Source organism: Ensifer aridi (genome assembly GCF_002078505.1).
GTDB classification, from domain to species: Bacteria; Pseudomonadota; Alphaproteobacteria; order Rhizobiales; family Rhizobiaceae; genus Sinorhizobium; species Sinorhizobium aridi.
The window spans coordinates 48,452-69,047 of record NZ_LUAV01000011.1 but is presented as its reverse complement, the minus strand read 5'-3'; the positions used below and the strand labels follow the sequence as shown (position 1 = coordinate 69,047).

The window sequence follows — 20,596 nt, the reverse complement described above, 5'->3', positions numbered from 1 at the left end:
CGGCGGACGCTACTGCTTTCATTTCTATCCTACGGGACGGAAGCTGCCTTAGAATTCGCACAAATGTGGATATACCGGGCGGCGCGGTGGCTCGTCGGCGGCGGCCGTGGTAACGGGCGGTCCTCCAACAGGCGTTCCTGATGCATTACAGACCCGAAATCGATGGACTGCGAGCGATCGCAGTCGTGCCCGTCATCTTTTTCCATGCAGGTTTCGACTTCATCGGGGGCGGATTTGCCGGTGTCGACGTCTTCTTTGTCGTAAGCGGCTTCCTCATCACGTCGATCATTCACCGCGAAATTCGTGAGGGGCGTTTCAGCATCGTCTCCTTCTATGAGCGCCGTGCACGCCGGCTGGCGCCGGCGCTGTTCTTCGTATGCGTGGTGTCGGCGATCTTCGCCGTCATGTGGATGCTGCCGCAGGAGCTCAATGATTTCGGCAAGAGTCTCTACGCCATAAATCTGTTCGGATCGAACTTTGTGTTCTGGAACGAGACCGGCTATTTCGCGCCGAGCAGTGAATTGATGCCGCTCCTGCACACCTGGTCGCTGGCGGTCGAGGAACAGTTCTACATCGTGCTTCCGTTGTTTTTGCTGGCACTTCGACGCTATCCGGTAGAGACGGTGCTGAAGGTGTTGGTCGCGGGGTGTGTCCTCAGTTTTGGTGCCACGCAGATTCTCGCCCGCGTCGATCCGGCGGCAAACTTTTACCTGTTGCCGAGCCGGCTTTGGGAACTCGGTGTCGGCGCAATGCTCGCGCTCACTGGCGAGGACTATTCCCGTCTTTCTAAAGGCTTTCGCGAGTTTGCAGCCGGCTTCGGCCTCTTCGCCATTGTTGCAAGTTATCTTCTGGTCCGCGAATCCGCATTCTATCCCGGCTGGACGACGGTGCCAGTGGTGCTTGGGACCGCGTCGGTCCTCGCTTTTGGGCGGGCGGATACGCTTGTCGGCAGGCTGTTGTGCGCCCGGCCGCTGGTGGCGATCGGCCTCATCAGCTACAGCCTCTATCTCTGGCACCAGCCGGTCTTGGCCTTCGCGCGGTTACGCGCGATCGACGAGATTCCGCCCGTGGGCTACATCCTCCTGCTTGGGTTATGCCTGGTACTTGCCTATCTGAGCTGGCGCTACATCGAACTGCCGTTCCGCAAACCTGCTCGCGTCGCCCGTGGGGTCGTTTTTGCCTTGACGCTCACCGTTGGCGGAGCCGCGATGGTGGCGGGGCTGAGCCTTGATGGCACCGACGGATTCGCATCCCGAAACCGTGAGCTTGCGCGGCTGATCGAACCGAGTGTCGGCCTCGCCAAGGAGTGTGACGCAGTCATCGACCTCAAATGCGCGACGAGTCCAAAGCCCGAAATGCGGTCTGGGGCGACTCCTACGCCCGGCATCTCGTCGACGGCCAGTATTTGAACGAAAAGACGGTGCTTCTCGACGGGCGTCGGGAGGTTCCCGCTGACATCAAGACGCTCATCGATGACTCCCGTTCGACGCTTGCTTGGCTGGAGGCGAACGGTTTCAAGACGGTCTGGGTGGCGCCGCCGCCGCAGAACGGTAGGGATACCGGCCTCTGCGTCGCGAGAGCGAGGCTTTTGGGTCAGCCGATCGAGCGATGTGAATTGTCGCTGAAGGATGTTCGCGCCGACAACAAGGACGTGCTCCAGGTCATCGCCGATATCGGCGACGACTATCCTGTGGTCAGCTTCATGGACTATCTTTGCGACGAAGACTTCTGCAAGGTCGAAGACAAGGGCGTCGCGCTTTTCGAGGACTACGGACACTTCTCGGCTGGAGGCTCACGCCAGATGGGGCTCTCCTTCAACTTCTACCGCACCTTCGTCGACGCGGCCGAGCAGGAGGTCCTCTCCGGCGTGATGAAACCCGCGGGCGCGCTCGATGCTTCCACCCTTTAGATGAAAGGGCCTCTAGGCGCGCCGGCTCCGTCTTTCGCGTACCGGTGCTGCGGGGCCTTCGTTTGCCGTCTTGTTGCGCAAGGGACCGATCTTTTCGATGATCACCTCAAGGGTCGGGCGCTCGCCCTTCGTGTGATTGTCGAGCGCAAGCCGCATTGCGGCGAGGTGATTGCAGGAAGTGCCGCAGCAGCCTCCGATGATCTTGGCGCCGGCGTCGACCGCCAACCGCGCATATTCCGCCATCAGCGGCGGCGTGCCGGAATAGTGGATCTCGGACCCGCGGAATTCCGGAATGCCGCAATTGCCTTTGACGACGACGCTCGCATTCGGGCTCGCGGCGGTCATGTCAAGGAGGGAGGAGAGGATGTCGGACGCACCGACGCCGCAATTGGCACCGACGGCGACCGGACCGTCACCGATATCGGCAGCAACCCCGTGAATGTCCCTCGGATGCAGCCCCATCATCGTCTTGCCGGCGGTATCGAAGGAGCCGGTATAAACGTAGGGAAGACCAACCTTCGTGGCGGCTTCGGCTGCTGCACGGATCTCGTCGGGCGAGGACATTGTTTCGATCCAGGCGACTTCGGCGCCGCCGGCCTTGAGGCCCTCGATCTGCTCGACGAACGCCGATACGGCATCCTCATAGGAGAGTGCGCCGAGCGGAATCAGCAATTCGCCGGTCGGTCCGACCGAGCCGGCGGTGATGACTTTGCGCGGCGCCTTGTCTGCGACCGCCCGGGCGATTTCGGCGGCGCACTTGTTGAGCGCATGCACGCGGTCCTCGGCCTGATGCAGCTTCAAACGATGACGCGTGCCGCCGAAGGAATTGGTGAGAATGATGTCGGCGCCGGCATCGACGAAGTCCTGGTGGAGCTTGGTGATGTTTTCCGGCTTCGTCTCGTTCCAGAGTTCCGGCGCTTCGCCGGCCTCGAGCCCCATGGCGAAAAGCGACGTGCCCGTGGCACCGTCGGCAAGCAGCACGCCCTTCTGGGCGAGAAGATCGGAAAGGACATTGGAGGCAACGGACATCAGTTTTTCCCGGCTGAATGAGTTGCAGCAACGTATAAAGATATCTTTATGTCTTTGCAATCGGCAATCAAACTAAATACGCCTCCATGCCTCCGGCTTCGCGGCGATGGCTTTGGGCGGCCTCAAGTATCTATGCTTAATCGCGGCAGTTCATCCGCTAGTAGGGCCGCGAGGTCGGCGGACACGCTGTGGGCCTGGGGGCGCAGGCGCAGGCCGAATTCCGCGGCCGGCAGCGCCGGCAGTTCGAGATGCCGCGGCGCCGCCGCTATGCCGGGGCCGAGAAAGCGTTCGGTGCGCGCCGTAACCGCGATACCGCTTAAGACAGCAGCGCGCAGCCCGGAGAGACTCGGGCTCGTGGCAGCGATCCGGAACGCGCGGCCGGCGCCCTCGAGCGCGGCGATGGCGGTCGCGCGAAAGCCGCAGGGCGGGTCGAGCACGGCCAAGGGAAGCTCGTGCTCGACGGAGGCCAGGCCTGCTTCGGAGCACAACCAGAGCATCGGCTCTCGCAGCACCAGCAGTTCGTCAGCCGCAGGTCCCTGCCGCATCGTCAGCAGAATGTCGATCTGGCCTTGCTCGTAGGCCGAGGTCAACTCCTTCGTCCTGCCGATCCTAAGGTCGAGGCGAACCCGCGGATAGGACCGGGCAAACCGGCGCAGGAGGACGGGAAGCGCCGTATCGGCAAAATCCTGAGTACTGCCGAGCGCAATCCGACCATCCGCCCGGGCCCCCTTGAGGCTGAGCCAAGCGTCGCGATGGGCCTCGACGATGCGGCGAGCATGGTCCACGAATTCTTCGCCGAGCGGGGTCAATGCTCGTCCCCGCCCCGCCGGCGCGAGGAGAGGCTCGCCGATGAGCGCTTCGAGCCGTTGCATTTGCGCCGTCACCGCCGATGGCGAGCGATTGACCGCCGCTGCCGCGCGGGCGAGCGAGCCGCTTTCGGCAAAGGCGATGAAGGTTCGCAGCAGGTCGGGGTCGATCATCCTCATGGTTCGATAATATGGAATTATTTATGCAAAACAATTCGATTTTTCTGATCAATTAGTGATGGCAGGCTGAACTTGGCAACGACATCAACCAAGGAAGGAGATTCCCATGCCGATCATCAACGTCTTCGTTACCACCCAATCCGACCCGGAAATTTCCGCGAAAATCGCTAAGGCCGTAAGCGAACTGACGCAGCTTCACTTACGCAAGGATCCCACTGTCACGGCGGTCGCCATCACCTATATCGATCCGCAGCACTGGTTCGCCGGCGGGAAGTCGATCGCATCTCAAGAGACCAACAGTTTCTGGCTCGATATCAAGGTCGTCGACGGCACCAATACGAAGCAGGAAGTAGCACGCTATATCGAGGCGATCTTCGCCGCATTCGAACTGCTCCTCGGAAAGGTGCATCCAGAGAGCTATGTGCTCGTTCATGAGGTCTCCGCCGCAGCCTACGGCTACGGCGGCAAAACGCAGGAATTCCGCTTCATCAGTGGCAAATTGCAGGCGGCCGTGTAGCCGAGGAGAGGGTCGCCCAGAGCCTTTCTACCGCCTGGGGCGCAATTTCACGCCGCCTTGCGGGCGACGTGGCCGGTTGGCGTCACCATGGCGGCGATGATCGTCTGCAGGTCGATGGCGCCGATCGGGCGGCCATTGGCGTCAACGACATGCGCGGCGTTGATATGGGCGCCCGTCATTGTCCGGGCCGCCGCTTCGAGGACGGTGCCGGCCGCTAGCGGCAGGCCTTCCGGATTGCCCGAGAGTGGCCGCATGATCGTTTCGACGTTGATCACGCGTCCCCGGTTCACCTCTTTGACGAAGGCGGTGATGTAGTCGTCGGCCGGCGACAGAACGATCTCCTGGCCGGTCCCTTGCTGCACGACGCGGCCGTCGCGCAGGATCGCGATCTTGTCGCCTAGCCTCAGGGCCTCGTCCAGATCATGCGTGATGAAGACGACGGTCTTCTTCAATTCCTTCTGCAGTTCGAGCAGCACCGATTGCATGTCGACGCGGATCAGCGGGTCGAGCGCCGAATAGGCTTCATCCATCAGGAGGATCTCGGCGTCATTGGTAAGCGCCCGGGCAAGGCCGACGCGCTGCTGCATGCCACCGGAAAGCTGGTTCGGATAGTGCTTTTCGAAGCCCTTGAGGCCGACGCGGTCGATCCAGCCGAGCGCGCGCTTTTCACTTTCGCGCCGCTCCACACCCTGGATCTCCAGGCCGTAGATGGTGTTTTCGAGGACGTTGCGATGCGGCAGGAGCGCGAATTTCTGGAACACCATCGCCGTCTTGTTGCGGCGGAACGCGCGAAGATCGCTTTCGTTCATCTTGCAGACGTCCACGCCGTCATAGAGGACCTCGCCGGCGGTCGGATCGATCAGCCGGTTGATGTGGCGGATCAGCGTCGACTTGCCGGAGCCGGACAGTCCCATCACGACCGTGATGCAGCCGCCAGGCATGGAGATGTTGATGTCCTGCAGGCCGAGCACGTGGCCGTGCTTCTCGTTGAGCTCGGTCTTGCCCATGCCGTTCTTGACGACATCGACATACTCCTCGCCACGGGGGCCGAAGATCTTGTAGAGGTTCTTCACCTCGATTGCGTGACTTGCCATGAACAACCTTTCCCCTTCTCGGCTGGGAGCCTCTCTCGGCCGCTTGCGTCTGGGGAAAACCGTTTGCCGCTTTCCCCGCGCAGTTCGTTTGTGGGCTCTTCTGCTCCCCGCATCAAAAATGTGACAGCGGAACATGCCGTCCGCTGTGCTGTTTGCGACGCAGACGACGATACTGCGTCGCACTCAGCAAGTATCATGCTTTCGGGCCCGATATCAGAGAGCGCCCTTGATCTTTTCCGCAACCTCCGGGCTGACCCACTGCGTCCACGTACCCTGGAAGTTCTCGAGGAAATACCGTGCCGCGTGCTCGTTGGTGCCCTGGTTCTGGTCCATCCAGGCCAGCACCTTGTTGACCGTCGCGTTGTCCCAACTGCGCGTCTTGACGTAGTCCATGGCGACACCGGCCTCGTCGGCAAAGGATTTAGTCACCACCGTATAGACATCGGACACGGGATAGGAGTTCACCTTCGGATTCGGGCAGTCGGGAACGGCCGAGCAGGCGTCCCATTCCGCCCGGTCGTGATCGACCCCGAAGGACAACAGCGCCATCTCATATTTGCCGAGGATGGCGGTCGGCGCCCAATAATAGCCGAGCCAACCGGTCTTCTTCTCGAATGCGTTGGCGATCGAGCCGTCAAGGCCGGCGGCGGAGACCGTGTCGATCAGCTCGAAGCCGGCCTTCTCCGCTTCGAGCGCTTTGTAGAGATTGGCCGTCGAGATCCGGCAGTTCCAGCCGGGGGGACAATTGTGGACCGCTCCCTTGGGGGGATGTTCAGGGGAGGGGAAAAGGTCCGGACGCTTCAACGCGTCCTGGACCGTTCTGATCTCGGGGTGCGCGTCGGCAATGAACTTCGGAATCCACCAGCCTTCGACACCGCCCTCGCTCAAGATCTTGGCGCCTTCGATAAGGCGACCGTCGTTCACCGCCTCATTCAAAGAAGTTCGCACGGAGTTGATCCAAAGTTCCGGCGCCACGTCCGGCTCGGCCCTTTCGTTCATCGAAGCGAAGGTCGGCATCGTATCGCCCGCGACAAGCGTGACTGTGCAACCATAGCCGTTTTCCAGAATGAACTTGTCCACATGTGCCGCAATGCCGGCAGAGGCCCAGTTCATCTCGGCAATGCTGACCTCGCCGCATTCCGCAGCTCCGGCGGGCGCCGCCAGGGCCCAGATGCCGGCGGCAAGAACCGAGGAAGCAAGGAGTTCTCTCATGTTGTCCGAGCTCCCCAAATCTTTGCATCGCCCACGGTCGAGTGCCGGATCGATCTCCTCATGACAGCCTAAGAGTTCCCGATGAGAAATCAACCTCTTGGATGCGTTGGCTGCGCTCGTAAGGCACGGCCTCGCTCGCTTTTGAGAAGCGAGAGAAAAAAAGCGGAATTCACCTTTGGTTAAGGGCTCAATAACCATACGGTAACGTTGTCGGGATAATTGTTTGCCTGCGGCGGGCGACTGCCGCAGGTCCGGATCAGGTAGTGCGTACCGGACCCGATTTTCGCGGCCGCATCCTTCCGTTTTAGGGGTTGGGTGCGGTTTTCGCGTTGAGCGCTCGGTGAAAGTCGCCGTCGTCAGGGCAAAAGAAGCCGCCCCGAAGCGGAGCGGCTTAGATCCTTGCTCTTTGTGCATGTCGTTCGCCCAAAACCGCTGCGCACTTTTGGGCGACATCTATCGGGCCGGGAGTGACCTCCTTATCCGACGTTGGACGTGCGAATGAGACCGAGCGCGCCGAACGGCGCGTCCATTACAACGTTGCGCTCGCGGGACTGACTCTTGGGCGCCTTGGAGTTCCAGGCAATCTGCACGAAGTTGGGTTTGCTGAAGACGAACAGCATGGCTTTTCTACCTTGGGAGGACCGGATTTCCGGGATGTTTTCGATGCCGGTGATATAGGCATGCGCCGCTGATTTTTGAATGCCAAACTCGCCATCCCATGTCGCAATTTCGCTAGTGCGCTCGCGCTTTTCGCAAGCTTGCCGACGGCCTGAATCAAGCCGTGATCACTGACGGCAGAATTGCGGCGAAATCGCTTCAAGACAGCGCTTTGCCGGAGAAGGTTTCGATGCTACGGGAGAGGCATGACACGTAAGATCATGCTGCAGGGAACCGGCTCCGATGTCGGAAAATCGGTATTGGTGGCAGGCCTCTGCCGGCTTGCCTCCAATCGCGGCCTGAACGTCAGGCCGTTCAAACCGCAGAACATGTCGAACAACGCCGCCGTTTCCGATGACGGCGGGGAGATCGGCCGGGCGCAATGGCTGCAGGCGTTGGCCGCGCGCGTGCCGTCTTCCGTGCACATGAACCCGGTGCTGCTGAAGCCGCAATCGGATGTGGGCAGCCAGATCATCCTTCAGGGCAAGGTGGCGGGGCAGGCGAAGGGCAGGGACTACCAGGCGTTGAAGCCCAAGCTTCTCGGCGCGGTGATGGAGAGTTTCGAGCAGGTCTCCGCCGGCGCCGATCTCGTCATCGTCGAAGGTGCCGGCTCTCCCGCGGAGATCAATCTCCGCGCCGGCGACATCGCCAATATGGGCTTTGCCACTCGTGCAGGTGTGCCCGTGGTTCTGGTCGGCGACATCGATCGCGGCGGCGTCATCGCTTCGCTGGTCGGGACACACGCGATCCTCCCGGACGAGGACCGGCGGATGGTCAGCGGCTATCTCATTAACAAGTTCCGCGGCGACGTCACGCTTTTTGACGAGGGGATCGCTGCAATCCGCCGCTTCACCGACTGGCCTTGTTTCGGTGTCGTCCCCTGGCTGAAAAGCGCAGCGCGGCTGCCTGCCGAGGATTCCGTCGTGCTCGAGAGGCTGGCGCGTGGCGGCGGCAAGGCGCTTAAGGTCGCCGTGCCGGTCCTGTCGCGCATCGCCAATTTCGACGATCTCGACCCGCTGGCGGCCGAACCGCAGGTAGATCTCGTCTTCGTCCGGCCCGGCATGCAGCTTCCGGAGGATGCCGCCCTCGTCGTCATCCCGGGCTCGAAATCGACCATTGCCGATCTCAAGGATTTCCGCGCCCAAGGCTGGGATCGGGACCTTGAACGCCACCTCCGTCGCGGCCGCCGCGTGGTAGGCATTTGCGGCGGCTACCAGATGCTGGGTAGCCGCGTCACCGATCCGATCGGGATCGAGGGTAGCGAGCGCGAGATCGCCGGGCTCGGGCTGCTCGCGGTCGAAACCGAGATGGCACCGGAAAAGACGGTGCGCAACAGCCGCGCCTGGTCGCTGGAGCACGACGTGGCTCTCGAGGGTTACGAAATCCATCTCGGCAAAACGACGGGCGCCGATTGTGCCCGGGCGCCGGTGTCGATCGACGGTCGCCCGGACGGGGCCATGTCCGCCGACGGCAAGGTCATGGGGACCTATCTGCACGGCCTCTTCGGCAGCGATGCCTATCGCGCGGCGCTGCTCAGAAGCTTCGGTATCGAGGGGGGTGGAGGCAGTTACCGCGGCTCGGTGGATGCGGCGCTCGACGAGATCGCCGCCGAGCTTGAAGCGGTGCTCGATCGGGGATGGGTCGAGCGCCTGTTGAGGTAAGGGCCGGTTTCACTGCCTCTGATCAGGCCGGCCTTCGGTTTGTCAATTCCTCGCAGGCATCGTATCGTCGCGGCCGCACGGCCGCCCATGAGGGGCGGGAACGCGTGGGAGGGATGCCATGGAGGCACACGACGACGATCTACGACATTTCGAAGCGCATGGCGCGCCGGCTCTGCCGGAGGCCGAGGAACAGGGCTATGTCGAGCGGGACGGCGCGCGAATTTGGTACTCGGCTTACGGCGCAGGGCCGGCCGTCATTCTGCTGCATGGCGGCCTCGGCCATAGCGGCAATTGGGGACACCAGGTGCCATCGCTAGTCGAGACCGGTCGCCGAGTCGTACTCATAGATAGCCGCGGTCATGGCCGCAGTACGCGCGATTCACGCCCCTATAGTTATGAGTTGATGGCGTCCGACGTGCTTGCCGTGATGGATCGCGTGCAATTAGACAAGGCGGCCGTCGTAGGCTGGAGCGACGGGGCGTGCACTGGCCTCGTTCTTGCCAGACAGGTTCCCGCGCGCATCGCCGGTGTCTTCTTCTTTGCCTGCAACATGGACCCGAGCGGCACGAAGGAGTTCGAGTCCACTGCCGTCATCGACCGCTGTTTCCGGCGGCATGCGAAGGACTACGCAGAACTGTCCTCCACGCCCGATGCATTCGACGACTTCGTCGCAGCCGTCGGCGAAATGATGAGCACACAGCCCAATTATTCGGCGAGCGATTTGGCCGAGATCCGCGTTCCGGTCGCCATCGTCCAAGGCGAGCATGACGAATTCATTAAGGGTGAACATGCCGAGTACCTTGCCCGCAGCATTCCCCGAGCGGAACTGCTCCGGCTTTCCGATGTCAGCCATTTCGCCCCGTTGCAGCGGCCGGAGTTGTTCAATGGCGCGATGCATCGATTTCTTGACCAGGTTCTTCCCGTCGGAGAGTGACGCGCCGGGCGATCGCGGCTTTCCGCATTGCATCGTCCTTTTGAAAAGGGCAGCATGAACCGGGGCCAGGACGATATCTGCGACGCAGTTGATGGCGACGACGTCCGGCGTGAAGGGCGCGGCCATGACACGTACGCAATTGGTAGGCGTCATTTTCGGCCTGTTGATCGTCGCCGCGCTTACTGCGCTACGCGCAAGCGACCCGCCAATCCTGCGGCTCGCCCGCGACGTGACGTTCGATGAATATCAGCGGCTGGTGCCCCGTAGCTTCGAGGCCGCTCCAGTTCGCGTTGTCGATATCGACGAGGCCTCGCTCAAGGCATTCGGCCAATGGCCATGGCCGCGCGATCGCATTGCCGTGCTCGTCGACCGGCTTTCCGAAATGGGCGCCGCGGTCATCGCCTTCGACATTCTCTTCTCCGAGCCCGACCGTCTGTCACCGCGCACGGTCGTGCGCGACGTCGGCGGTGTCGATCCGGCGCTGATCGACCGATTGCCGGACAACGACGAGATCTTCGCCCGGTCGATGGATGGGCGGCCCGTGGTGCTCGGCTTCGGGCTCTCCAATCAAGGGGGTTATCGTCCGCCCGTTAAGGCGGGTTTCGCCTTCACGGGGGAAAGTCCGCTCGATGCGCCGCCGCGGCTTGCCGCCGCCACGCCTTTGCGGCCGCAATTCGAAACCAATGCCGCCGGCATCGGCCACATCAGCCTCAACCCCGGCAGCCCGTCGGCGGTCGTGCGCGCGGTTCCGCTTCTCCTGAGCGACGGCGAGCAGCTCTATCCGAACCTCGCGCTCGAAGCCCTGCGTGTTGCGCAGGGTGCCTCCACGTATGTTCTGGCCGGTGCACCGGACGCACCGAACACCATAACGCTGATCAAGGTGGGCGACTTCGTCGTGCCCGTGACGGCGGCGGGCGAACTCTGGCTCTATGTCAGTCCCGACCGCGCGGAGAGATATGTCTCGGCCGGCCGGGTGCTGGCGCCCGGCGGCGTGCCTGCCGACGTCAGGGCGGCGATCAAGGGCAGCATCGTCTTCGTGGGCACCTCGGCGGCGGGGCTGCAGGATATCCGCACCACCGCGCTCGGGCACAACGTACCCGGCGTGTCGCTGCACGCACAGACCGTCGAGCAGGTCCTGTCCGGCCGCTTTCTCTCGCGTCCGGACTGGGCGGACGGGCTCGAAATCCTGTCGATCGCCGTGGCGGGCAGCCTGCTTGTCTTGCTCACCACCTTCGTCAGCCCGGCAGTCGCGCTTGCCTGCGGCCTGCTGATCACCGCGATGGCTCTCGTCGCCTCCTGGCTCACGTTTCGTTACGCCGGGCTTCTCTTCGATCCGTTGGCTCCGATCCTCGCCGGATCGATTACCCATTTCGCCGCGACCGCCTACCGCTTCCTCGTCACCGACCGTGAACGGCGAGTGGTGCGGCGAGCCTTCGGGCAGTATTTATCGCCGTCGCTTCTCTACCGCATCGAGCACACGCACGACGCCCTGCGTCTCGGCGGCGATGACCGTGAGCTGACGATCATGTTCGTCGATGTCCGCAATTTCACGGAGATCAGCGAGCGTCTTTCGCCGACGGAGGTGGTCCGGTTCCTGAACACACTTCTCGACGCTCTGAGCCGCGATGTGATTGCCAATGAGGGCACGCTGGACAAATTCATCGGAGACTCGATCATGGCGTTCTGGAACGCCCCGGTGGATGTTACCGATCACGCCAGCAAGGCCGTTCGTACGGCCTTGGCCATGCGGGAGACGCTTGCCCGCCTCAACGAAAGCGACGCCTTCGGTTTCGGGAGCGAGCATCGTGTCGGAATCGGAGTGGGAATCCATACGGGGCTCGCCTGCGTCGGCAACATGGGGGCCGAGGCGCATTTCAACTACTCCGCCGTCGGCGACGCAGTGAATGTCGCCGCGCGGATCGAGTCCGCCTGCAAGGATGTCGCCTTCGACATTCTGATTTCCGAAAGCACGGCGAGATCTCTTTCCGACTGCGCCTTGCTCGAAGCCGGAGCGCTCGGTCTGAAAGGCAGGAGCATTCGCACGCGGCTCTTTGCGGTCGTCGGCGATGAGCGTCTCGCCGCCTCGCCGGAATTTACAGAGCTACGGCGCATCCACGCGCAACTGATCGAAGCTCTGCGTTCGCGATCTGCGATGAGCCGCAAAATACTTGCGGCGGCGAAAATGAAGGCCGCACGGATTGGAGCCGGACTACCCGATTTCTACCGCCGCATTTCGCGCAGGGCTGACCATTTCGCCGACGAGGCTGTGCCCAAAGCCGAAACATCGGCGAAGTGATGGCGTTGCCCGACGACAGGCGGCGGCAGCGAAGGAAAGCTTCTGTATCCCTCAGTCTCTCTCGTCGCCAGAACCGCCCTCGTCGTCGTGTGGCCGGTCGTGATTGTCTGCGTGCGGACGATCCGGTTTGTCATGCGGCCGATCTTGATCGCCCTGCGGCGGATCCCTATCAGGCGGATCTCGGTCAGGATCCCGGTCGTTGTGCGGCGGATCCCCGTCGCTAGGCGGTTTGTCCCTTGGCTTGTCCGGCTTTGTTGGTTTCGGCTGCTGCTGCGGCGTGGTTGCGCGTAAGGGCGCACGATCGGGCGGCTTGACTTCGAGTGCCGCCGTCAGGCCACAACTGCCGCCGGCGGCTCGGAATGCACCGGATAGTTTCTGATCGCCTGACAGGAAGGGGAGGGCCGCCCGATTGCCGAGCGTGTTGAAGATATTCCTGTTGACGCGGCGGGTCTCCGTCACGCTCCCGTTGCGTTTGGCGATTACGCAGTCGCAGCGCCGAGTGAGTTGTTGACAGCCGCCCCGGCCGCAGAACTCGGCAGCGCCGCTCAGAAGGACCATCGCGGTCGTTCCGTCGCCGCCGATGTAGAAGTCGAAGACGGTGCCCCGGACGCCGATCGTTCCGGCGGGTGTCACAATCTCGTAGGCGCTGTGCTTCGAGTTGCCGCTGATCCAGCGAAATGTGCCCTTCGCCGCCGCGACGGTGAGCTTCTGGACCGATTTCGAGTCGTCGAAGACGAATTTGTCGATGACGACGGACGACCCGGCCCCCACGGCCAACTTGCTGCCGTCGCGGAACACGAATTGCCCTAGTCCCGATCTCGATGTCCGAATCCTTTCGTCCCGATGCACCGGGTCCCGGACCGCGAGCGGTCCCCTCTGCCCACTGACGTCGGTCTTGATCCGGACCGCTTCACCGACCGCTTCGGCCGCCATTGTCGGTGTGAAACCGTAAAGCGCTACGCTGAGCGTGGCGATCGCGGCGTGACGCAGACGCAACATCGCACCCTCCACCGTGAACTCCGCTCATGTGAGCGGGGCCACGAACGTGAACATGGAAGCGCGAGCGATGGATAAGTCGCGCTATGCCCCAAAAGTGCACATTCTTATCACGCGCGGGGCAGAGGTGTCTCCCTACCCGTTCGGAGTAGCAGCGGATCGGGGCCGGTAGGCTGCTCTGGCGTAATTCGCGGGCGCGGTGTCGCAAGCCGTCGATTGACTTTGCCGCCCCCGCTTCATAATTAACGCAGAACGGATGGTTCCCTCGCACCCAGATGGAGCGGGGGAGTAAATGGGAATGCGACGGGGCGGACCCACGCCGGGCGCCCTTATCGCAGCCGACCCCGCGACTGTAGAACGGTCAGGGTTCGCCGTCCGGTCGGTCGTTGCCTTCTGATGAGCTGCATGGGGCAGTCTCGCGGGGAGGATGCGACAGACCGGAAAAGCCACTGGCGTGGCATCGTGATCAGCCGGGCTGGACGCCTCTTCTTCTACGAATCGTCCGCCTTTCACGGTACCGCATGCGCCGGGAAGGCGAGGCGAACCCGTTCGACTCTCTGCCGCGTCGTTGCTGGATCGAAACGATCTCGGGAACATGCGGTCACGCAAGTGCTGCAGCGATCTTTGCGCATCATAAGGACGCGCGGTTGCTGTAGTGAGGGCCGTGGCGCCGTGAGCCAGGAGACCTGCCATCCGTCGGGGCATTTCGCCCAGGGGAGCACTTCCCCATGCCAGCACGGAGGTTGTCGTGGCTTACAGGTTTTCCATTGAACGCGCCGTTGGCGCGCCTGCTTGTCGTTGCGGCCTCCCGCCTCGCCTTGGTGCGCTGAGGCCGGCCGCATGACCGTCTCAAATGTCGGCCCGATCCTTGTGCTCGGCGGCGCCCGCTCCGGAAAATCCAGCTTTGCAGAGAGGCTCGTGGAGGCATCCGGCTTGCCGAAGCACTATGTAGCGACCGGACGCGCCTTCGATGACGAGATGCGCGAGCGCATTGCCCATCATCAGGCCGCGCGCGGCGGCAAGGGTTGGACGACTCACGAGGAGCCGCTCGACCTCGTCGGCCAGCTTCGCCGTGTCGACGCTTCCGACCGCGCCGTGCTCGTTGATTGCCTGACGCTCTGGGTGACGAACCTGATGATGGAGGAGCGCAGCATGGCGGCCGAATTCGCGGCACTTGCTGCTTTCCTACCCGAGGCGCGTGCGCGGCTCGTTTTCGTTTCCAACGAGGTCGGTCTCGGCATCGTGCCGGAAAACCGCATGGCGCGCGACTTCCGCGACCACGCGGGCCGGCTGCACCAGATGGTGGCGGAGAAATCCGCCGAAGTTTATTTCGTTGCGGCCGGACTGCCGCTGAAAATGAAGGGTTGATCCATGACACTCGCAAAGCCCCAACAGGGCAAGATCCCGGCCACCGTCATCACGGGCTTTCTCGGCGCCGGCAAGACGACGATGATCCGCAATCTCCTGCAGAATGCCGACGGCAAGCGCATCGCGCTGATCATCAATGAGTTCGGCGATCTCGGTGTCGATGGCGACGTGCTCAAGGGCTGTGGCGCGGAAGCCTGCTCAGAAGAGGATATCATCGAGCTCACCAACGGCTGCATCTGCTGCACCGTCGCCGACGACTTCATCCCGACCATGACGAAGCTCTTGGAGCGCGAGAATCGCCCGGATCATATCGTCATCGAGACTTCCGGCTTGGCGCTGCCGCAGCCGCTCGTCGCCGCCTTCAACTGGCCGGACATTCGCAGCGAAGTCACCGTCGACGGCGTCGTAACCGTCGTCGACAGCGCTGCGGTCGCGGCAGGGCGATTTGCCGACGATCACGACAAGGTCGATGCGTTGCGCGTCAACGACGAAAACCTCGACCACGAGAGTCCATTGGAAGAATTGTTCGAGGATCAGCTCACCGCCGCTGACCTCATCGTTCTCAACAAGACCGATCTCATCGACGCCGATGGGCTGAAGTCGGTTCGCGAGGAGGTGGCCTCTCGTATCAGCCGCAGGCCGACGATGATCGAGGCGAAGAACGGCGAGGTGGCTGCCGCGATCCTGCTCGGCCTCGGCGTCGGCACCGAGGGCGAGATCGCCAACCGCAAGTCGCACCACGAGTTGGAGCACGAGGCGGGCGAGGAGCACGACCACGACGAATTCGACAGCTTCGTCGTCGAACTCGGAGCGATCGCCGATCCGGCCGCCTTCGTCGATCGCCTCAAAGGCGTCATTGCCGAGCATGACGTGCTGCGCCTCAAGGGTTTCGCGGACGTTCCCGGTAAGCCGATGCGGCTATTGATCCAGGCGGTCGGCAGCCGCATCGACCAATATTACGATCGCGCTTGGACGCCGGGCGAGAGGCGCGGCACCCGCCTCGTCGTCATCGGCCTGCACGACATGGACGAAGCGGCGGTCCGCACGGCTATTTCGGCGCTGGTGTGATCGGATAGAAGATGCACTTGCTTCTCGCTCAGAAAGGAACGATCGCCGACGGCAACGAGGCGATCGACCTCGGGCAAAGCCCGGCGGATATGCTATTCCTATCGGCCGCCGATACGGAACTCGCCTCGATCGCCGCCGCTAACCGGCGGCGCGCGGGAGCAAAGAGCCTGCGCATCGCCAGCCTCATGAACCTCATGCACCCGATGTCGGTCGACACTTACGTCGAACGCACGGCGCGGTATGCCAAGCTGATCGTCGTACGCCCGCTCGGCGGCGCAAGCTATTTCCGCTACGTGCTGGAGGCGCTGCATGCCGCGGCGGTGGCGGGCAAGTTCCACATCGCCGTGCTGTCGGGCGATGACAAGCCGGATCCGGGTCTCGAGCCGTTTTCCACAGTGCCGGCTGAAGACCGCGGCCGCCTCTGGGCCTATCTCACCGAAGGCGGCGCCGAGAATGCCGGCCTCTTCCTCGATTATGCGGAGGCGCTGATCGACGGCGGCGAGAAGCCGCAGCCGGCGCGGCCGTTGCTCAAGGCTGGCATTTGGTGGCCCGGCAGGGGTGTGATTGGGGTTGGCGAGTGGATGCGTGCTGCCGGAAGGATCGGCGAAACCCCCTCTGCCCTGCCGGGCATCTCCCCCACAAGGGGGGAGAGTAGGGATGCAATCCCTCGCTCCTCAACGGCTGTCGAATTGGAGGCGCGTTCTACGACTTCCGTCGGTGCCGCTATTTCCGGCGTATTTGTGGGAACGAGTGGTAGCCGCGAGTCAATCTCCCTCCTTGTGGGGGAGATGCCCGGCAGCGCAGAGGGGGGTGACTTCGCGCAGACGAAGATGGAGGAGGGATTCGAACCCCCGACCATCGCCATCTGCTTCTACCGCGCCCTCGTCCAGAGCGGCGAGACAAAGCCAGTCGAGGCTTTGATCGACGCACTGACCGTGGAGGGCATGCGCGCGCTACCCGTCTTCGTCTCCAGCCTCAAGGATCAGGTCTCGATCGGCACGCTGGAAGCGATTTTCGCCGAGGCTGCCCCAGACGTCGTAATGAACGCCACCGGCTTTGCCGTCTCGGCCCCCGGTGCCGACCGGCAGCCGACGGTGCTCGAATCGACACGTGCGCCGGTTCTACAAGTCATCTTTTCCGGTTCGTCACGCGAAGCCTGGGAGGCCTCTCCACAGGGCCTGATGGCCCGCGATCTCGGCATGAATGTCGCCCTGCCGGAAGTCGACGGGCGCATCCTCTCTCGCGCCGTATCCTTCAAGGCGGCATCCGTCTACGATCCGCTCGTGGAGGCGAATATCGTCGGCCACGAGCCGGTTGCTGACCGCGTCTGCTTTGCTGCCAGACTCGCTGCCAGATGGGTGCGACTGCGCCGCGCGAGGCCAGAGGCACGCCGCGTCGCCATCGTCATGGCCAATTACCCGAACCGTGACGGGCGTCTCGGCAACGGCGTCGGCCTCGACACGCCTGCGGGTACAATCGAGGTGCTGCGGGCAATGGCGAATGAAGGCTATCCCGTCGGTGAACTGCCTGCAGACGGCGACGCGTTGATGCGCTTCCTGATGGCCGGCCCGACCAATGCCGCAAGCCGCGACCGGGAAATCCGCGAGGCCATTTCCTTGAGTCAATACAAGGAGTTCTTCGCCAGTCTTCCCATTAAGATTCAGCAGGAGGTGATCGAGCGCTGGGGGGAGCCGGAAGCCGATCCCTTCTTCCTCGATGATGCCTTTGCGCTGCCGCTCGCCCATTTCGGCAAGGTGCTCGTCGGCATCCAGCCGGCGCGCGGCTACAATATCGATCCGAAGGAAACCTATCACGCTCCGGACCTCGTCCCGCCGCACGGCTATGTCGCCTTTTACGCCTATCTGCGAGAGATGTTCGGAGCCGATGCCATCGTGCACATGGGAAAGCACGGCAATCTCGAATGGCTCCCTGGCAAGGCGCTGGCTCTCTCGGAGACCTGCTATCCAGAGGCCATCTTCGGCCCGACGCCGCACCTCTATCCCTTCATCGTCAACGATCCGGGCGAGGGCACGCAGGCGAAGCGCCGCACGAGTGCCGTCATCATCGACCATCTGACGCCGCCTCTCACGCGCGCCGAGTCCTACGGGCCGCTCAAGGACCTGGAAGCCCTGGTCGATGAATATTACGAAGCTGCGGGCGGTGATCCGCGGCGGCTAAGGCTGCTCAGCCGGCAGATCCTCGATCTCGTCCGCGACATCGGCTTCGACCATGATGCTGGGATCGACAAGAACGACAGCGACGACAAGGCGCTGGAAAAGCTCGACGCGTATCTTTGCGACCTGAAAGAGATGCAGATCCGTGATGGTCTGCATGTCTTCGGTGTGGCGCCGGAAGGACGGCTGCTGACCGATCTTACGGTCGCGCTCGCCCGCGTGCCGCGCGGACTGGGCGAGGGTGGGGACCAGAGTCTGCAGCGGGCGATTGCGGCGGATCTCAGGTTGGGCGCGGCTGCCCCCCCCTCTGCCCTGCCGGGCGGCAGGGCAGAGGGGGGTATTTCCCAATACCCGCAACCCTTTGATCCCCTTGACTGCGTAATGTCAGCACCATGGACCGGCCCACGACCCGATCTTCTCGCCGAACTCTCGGATGCCCCCTGGCGCGCCGCAGGCGATACGGTCGAGCGAATCGAACTTCTCGCTGCGAAGCTGGTCTCGGGCCAAATCGCGTGCCCGGATGATTGGGGCAACACGCGCGCTGTTCTTGACGAGATTGACGCCCGCCTAAAACCCTCGATCCAGGGCTCCGGCGAGGCGGAGATCAAAGGTCTGCTCACCGGCCTCGACGGCCGCTTCGTCGCGCCGGGTCCCTCCGGTGCACCGACGCGTGGCCGGCCGGACGTGTTGCCGACGGGCCGCAATTTCTATTCCGTCGACAGCCGCGCCGTGCCGACGCCGGCGGCCTACGAACTTGGCAAGAAGTCCGCGGAGCTACTCATCCGACGGTACCTACAAGATCACGGCGAATGGCCGTCCTCGTTCGGTCTCACCGCCTGGGGCACCTCCAACATGCGCACCGGCGGCGACGACATCGCCCAGGCGCTGGCGCTGATCGGCGCCAAGCCGGTCTGGGACATGGCCTCGCGCCGCGTGACCGGCTACGAAATCGTGCCGCTTGCCGTGCTCGGCCGCCCGCGCGTCGATGTCACCTTGCGTATTTCCGGTTTCTTCCGTGATGCTTTCCCGGAGCAGATCGCGCTCTTCGACAAGGCGATCTGTGCGATCGGGGCGCTCGACGAGGACGATGCCGACAACATGATTGCCGCGCGCATGCGTGCCGAAGCTCGGCGTCTGGAGGAGAAGGGCGTCGAACCGAAAGAGGCCGCGCGCCGCGCCTCGTACCGCGTTTTCGGCGCGAAGCCCGGTGCCTATGGCGCGGGCCTGCAGGCGCTGATCGACGAGAAGGGCTGGGGGAGCCGCGGCGATCTCGCCGAAGCCTATCTCACCTGGGGCGGCTACGCCTATGGCGCGGGGGAGGATGGCAGGGCCGAACGCGGCCTCCTGGAGGAGCGCCTGCGCTCGATCGAAGCCGTCGTCCAGAACCAGGATAACCGTGAGCACGATCTGCTCGACAGCGATGACTACTATCAGTTCGAGGGGGGCATGAGCGCCGCGGCGGAGCATCTGACCGGGCAGCGGCCGTCGATCTATCACAACGATCATTCCCGCCCGGAAAAGCCGGTGATCCGCTCGCTGGAGGAGGAGATCGGTCGCGTGGTCCGCGCCCGCGTGGTCAATCCGAAATGGATCGCCGGCGTCATGCGCCATGGCTACAAGGGCGCCTTCGAGATCGCGGCGACTGTCGACTACATGTTCGCCTTCGCAGCGACGACAGGGGCCGTGCGCGACCACCATTTCGAGGCGGCCTACCAGGCCTTCATTGCCGACGAAGCGGTTCTCGACTTCCTGCGCGAGAAGAACCCGGCCGCCCTTGCAGAAATGTCGGAGCGCTTCGTGGAAGCAATCGACCGCCGTCTCTGGAACCCGCGCTCCAATTCGGCGCGATTTGAACTCAGCAGCCTGACCGGCCGGGCGGCGAACGACCGCCTAGCCGCCGGAAACGAATAGGGAGGACGCCATGAGCGACGAAACCGCAAACACCGGGGAACCGGCCGCCGAGAAGGACGAAGCCCGTCACGCCATGAAGATGGCGAAGAAGAAGACCGCCCGTGACAAGATCATGGCAACGAAGACGGACGAGAAGGGCCTGATCATCGTCCACACCGGCAAGGGCAAGGGCAAGTCGACCGCGGGGTTCGGCATGATCTTCCGCCACATCGCTCACGGCATGCCATGCGCAGTCGTGCAGTTCATCAAGGGCGCTATGCACACCGGCGAGCGGGATCTGATCGAGAAGCATTTCGGCGATCTCTGCCAGTTCCATACGCTCGGGGAAGGTTTCACCTGGGAGACTCAGGACCGTGCCCGCGACGTGGCCATGGCGGAAAAAGCCTGGGAAAAGGCCAAGGAACTCATCCGTGACGAGCGCAACTCGATGGTGCTGCTCGATGAGATCAACATCGCACTTCGCTACGACTACATCGACATCGGCGAGGTCGTGCGCTTCCTGAAGGAAGAAAAGCCGCACATGACGCATGTCGTCCTGACCGGCCGCAACGCCAAGGAAGACCTGATCGAAATCGCCGATCTGGTGACGGAAATGGAATTGGTGAAGCATCCCTTCCGTTCCGGCATCAAGGCGCAGAAGGGCGTCGAATTCTAATTAGAAGCTCCGGCTACAGCGCCGCGCGTCTTACCAGACGCGCAAAGGTCGCTGTAGCACTTTGAATCGCTGCATGTCCTTCTCCTTAAATCGAGGCGATTTAAGGAGACATGCAGTAGGGCGCCGCCT

General features: G+C 63.0%; 16 protein-coding genes and 1 riboswitch. Of the genes, 10 read left to right on the top strand and 6 right to left on the bottom strand.

All coding sequences use genetic code 11. The annotated features are described in order from the left end of the window. Positions 1–140 precede the first annotated feature (140 nt). Positions 141–1,409: an acyltransferase family protein gene (locus AYK65_RS09510; protein ID WP_244559962.1), complete on the top strand. Its 1,269-nt coding sequence runs from the start codon at positions 141–143 to the stop codon at positions 1,407–1,409. Further along, positions 1,406–1,909: an SGNH hydrolase domain-containing protein gene (locus AYK65_RS32910; RefSeq protein ID WP_244559961.1), complete on the top strand. Its 504-nt coding sequence runs from the start codon at positions 1,406–1,408 to the stop codon at positions 1,907–1,909. The genes AYK65_RS09510 and AYK65_RS32910 overlap by 4 nt, the downstream gene beginning before the upstream one ends. Positions 1,910–1,921: 12 nt before the next feature. Here AYK65_RS32910 and bmt read toward each other — a convergent pair whose 3' ends face one another. Both bmt and AYK65_RS09500 read right to left on the bottom strand, forming a co-directional pair. Then, entirely contained in the window at positions 1,922–2,938 is a 1,017-nt protein-coding gene (gene bmt, locus AYK65_RS09505) for a betaine--homocysteine S-methyltransferase (RefSeq protein ID WP_081158228.1), read from the bottom strand. A 122-nt stretch (positions 2,939–3,060) separates the two neighbouring features. Then, positions 3,061–3,924, bottom strand: coding sequence for a LysR substrate-binding domain-containing protein (locus tag AYK65_RS09500; protein ID WP_081158227.1), 864 nt, complete (start codon positions 3,922–3,924; stop codon positions 3,061–3,063). A gap of 106 nt (positions 3,925–4,030) precedes the next feature. Here AYK65_RS09500 and AYK65_RS09495 point away from each other — a divergent pair, with 106 nt between their 5' ends. Then, positions 4,031–4,441 (top strand): tautomerase family protein, encoded by a 411-nt coding sequence (locus tag AYK65_RS09495; protein WP_026613738.1) that lies wholly within the window; start codon positions 4,031–4,033, stop codon positions 4,439–4,441. A 47-nt stretch (positions 4,442–4,488) separates the two neighbouring features. Here AYK65_RS09495 and AYK65_RS09490 read toward each other — a convergent pair whose 3' ends face one another. From AYK65_RS09490 to AYK65_RS31600, 3 genes are all read right to left on the bottom strand, one after another. Then, the gene (locus tag AYK65_RS09490; RefSeq protein WP_026613739.1) at positions 4,489–5,535 is read right to left on the bottom strand and encodes a quaternary amine ABC transporter ATP-binding protein; all 1,047 of its coding nucleotides are present in this window, start codon (positions 5,533–5,535) and stop codon (positions 4,489–4,491) included. A 213-nt stretch (positions 5,536–5,748) separates the two neighbouring features. Then, positions 5,749–6,747, bottom strand: a complete 999-nt coding sequence (locus AYK65_RS09485; protein ID WP_046120800.1) for a glycine betaine ABC transporter substrate-binding protein — start codon at positions 6,745–6,747, stop codon at positions 5,749–5,751. Between the two features lie 476 nt (positions 6,748–7,223). Beyond that, the gene (locus tag AYK65_RS31600; RefSeq protein ID WP_139015632.1) at positions 7,224–7,367 is read right to left on the bottom strand and encodes a hypothetical protein; all 144 of its coding nucleotides are present in this window, start codon (positions 7,365–7,367) and stop codon (positions 7,224–7,226) included. 243 nt (positions 7,368–7,610) lie between these two features. Here AYK65_RS31600 and AYK65_RS09480 point away from each other — a divergent pair, with 243 nt between their 5' ends. The 3 genes from AYK65_RS09480 to AYK65_RS09470 all read left to right on the top strand — a co-directional run bounded on the left by AYK65_RS09480 (position 7,611) and on the right by AYK65_RS09470 (position 12,295). Then, positions 7,611–9,065, top strand: coding sequence for a cobyric acid synthase (locus AYK65_RS09480; RefSeq protein WP_081158226.1), 1,455 nt, complete (start codon positions 7,611–7,613; stop codon positions 9,063–9,065). Between the two features lie 118 nt (positions 9,066–9,183). After that, positions 9,184–9,999, top strand: a complete 816-nt coding sequence (locus tag AYK65_RS09475) for an alpha/beta fold hydrolase (RefSeq protein WP_046120802.1) — start codon at positions 9,184–9,186, stop codon at positions 9,997–9,999. Positions 10,000–10,123: 124 nt separating this feature from the next. Then, complete coding sequence (locus tag AYK65_RS09470) at positions 10,124–12,295, top strand: CHASE2 domain-containing protein (protein ID WP_081158275.1); 2,172 nt, start codon at positions 10,124–10,126, stop codon at positions 12,293–12,295. 51 nt (positions 12,296–12,346) lie between these two features. On the opposite strand, the gene AYK65_RS09465 is transcribed toward AYK65_RS09470, so the two are convergent. Continuing rightward, positions 12,347–13,294 carry a FecR family protein gene (locus AYK65_RS09465; protein ID WP_046120803.1) on the bottom strand — a complete coding sequence of 316 codons (948 nt, stop codon included), beginning with the start codon at positions 13,292–13,294 and terminating at the stop codon, positions 12,347–12,349. A 237-nt stretch (positions 13,295–13,531) separates the two neighbouring features. After that, positions 13,532–13,681, top strand: a riboswitch (cobalamin riboswitch). A 450-nt stretch (positions 13,682–14,131) separates the two neighbouring features. Between AYK65_RS09465 and cobU the strand changes: the two genes are divergently transcribed. Genes cobU through cobO form a run of 4 tightly spaced genes read left to right on the top strand, consistent with a single transcriptional unit; the run spans position 14,132 to position 20,467 of the window. Continuing rightward, complete coding sequence (gene cobU, locus AYK65_RS09460) at positions 14,132–14,659, top strand: bifunctional adenosylcobinamide kinase/adenosylcobinamide-phosphate guanylyltransferase (RefSeq protein ID WP_026613744.1); 528 nt, start codon at positions 14,132–14,134, stop codon at positions 14,657–14,659. Positions 14,660–14,662: 3 nt separating this feature from the next. After that, on the top strand, positions 14,663–15,727 hold the full coding sequence (gene cobW, locus AYK65_RS09455) for a cobalamin biosynthesis protein CobW (protein ID WP_046120804.1): 1,065 nt from the start codon (positions 14,663–14,665) through the stop codon (positions 15,725–15,727). 11 nt (positions 15,728–15,738) lie between these two features. Next, positions 15,739–19,812: a cobaltochelatase subunit CobN gene (cobN, locus tag AYK65_RS09450; RefSeq protein WP_139793160.1), complete on the top strand. Its 4,074-nt coding sequence runs from the start codon at positions 15,739–15,741 to the stop codon at positions 19,810–19,812. Positions 19,813–19,822: 10 nt separating this feature from the next. Beyond that, complete coding sequence (cobO, locus tag AYK65_RS09445) at positions 19,823–20,467, top strand: cob(I)yrinic acid a,c-diamide adenosyltransferase (RefSeq protein WP_081158225.1); 645 nt, start codon at positions 19,823–19,825, stop codon at positions 20,465–20,467. Positions 20,468–20,596: the final 129 nt, after the last annotated feature.

What these genes read in the sequence shown, in the direction of transcription:
- cobO (WP_081158225.1), top strand. Translation starts at nt 19,823, where the DNA reads ATGAGCGACGAAACCGCAAACACCGGGGAACCGGCCGCCGAGAAGGAC.
- bmt (WP_081158228.1), bottom strand. Translation starts at nt 2,938, where the DNA reads ATGTCCGTTGCCTCCAATGTCCTTTCCGATCTTCTCGCCCAGAAGGGC.
- AYK65_RS09500 (WP_081158227.1), bottom strand. Translation starts at nt 3,924, where the DNA reads ATGAGGATGATCGACCCCGACCTGCTGCGAACCTTCATCGCCTTTGCC.
- AYK65_RS09510 (WP_244559962.1), top strand. Translation starts at nt 141, where the DNA reads ATGCATTACAGACCCGAAATCGATGGACTGCGAGCGATCGCAGTCGTG.
- AYK65_RS09465 (WP_046120803.1), bottom strand. Translation starts at nt 13,294, where the DNA reads ATGTTGCGTCTGCGTCACGCCGCGATCGCCACGCTCAGCGTAGCGCTT.
- AYK65_RS09495 (WP_026613738.1), top strand. Translation starts at nt 4,031, where the DNA reads ATGCCGATCATCAACGTCTTCGTTACCACCCAATCCGACCCGGAAATT.
- cobW (WP_046120804.1), top strand. Translation starts at nt 14,663, where the DNA reads ATGACACTCGCAAAGCCCCAACAGGGCAAGATCCCGGCCACCGTCATC.
- AYK65_RS09480 (WP_081158226.1), top strand. Translation starts at nt 7,611, where the DNA reads ATGACACGTAAGATCATGCTGCAGGGAACCGGCTCCGATGTCGGAAAA.
- AYK65_RS09475 (WP_046120802.1), top strand. Translation starts at nt 9,184, where the DNA reads ATGGAGGCACACGACGACGATCTACGACATTTCGAAGCGCATGGCGCG.
- AYK65_RS09485 (WP_046120800.1), bottom strand. Translation starts at nt 6,747, where the DNA reads ATGAGAGAACTCCTTGCTTCCTCGGTTCTTGCCGCCGGCATCTGGGCC.
- cobU (WP_026613744.1), top strand. Translation starts at nt 14,132, where the DNA reads ATGACCGTCTCAAATGTCGGCCCGATCCTTGTGCTCGGCGGCGCCCGC.
- cobN (WP_139793160.1), top strand. Translation starts at nt 15,739, where the DNA reads ATGCACTTGCTTCTCGCTCAGAAAGGAACGATCGCCGACGGCAACGAG.
- AYK65_RS09490 (WP_026613739.1), bottom strand. Translation starts at nt 5,535, where the DNA reads ATGGCAAGTCACGCAATCGAGGTGAAGAACCTCTACAAGATCTTCGGC.
- AYK65_RS31600 (WP_139015632.1), bottom strand. Translation starts at nt 7,367, where the DNA reads ATGCTGTTCGTCTTCAGCAAACCCAACTTCGTGCAGATTGCCTGGAAC.
- AYK65_RS09470 (WP_081158275.1), top strand. Translation starts at nt 10,124, where the DNA reads ATGACACGTACGCAATTGGTAGGCGTCATTTTCGGCCTGTTGATCGTC.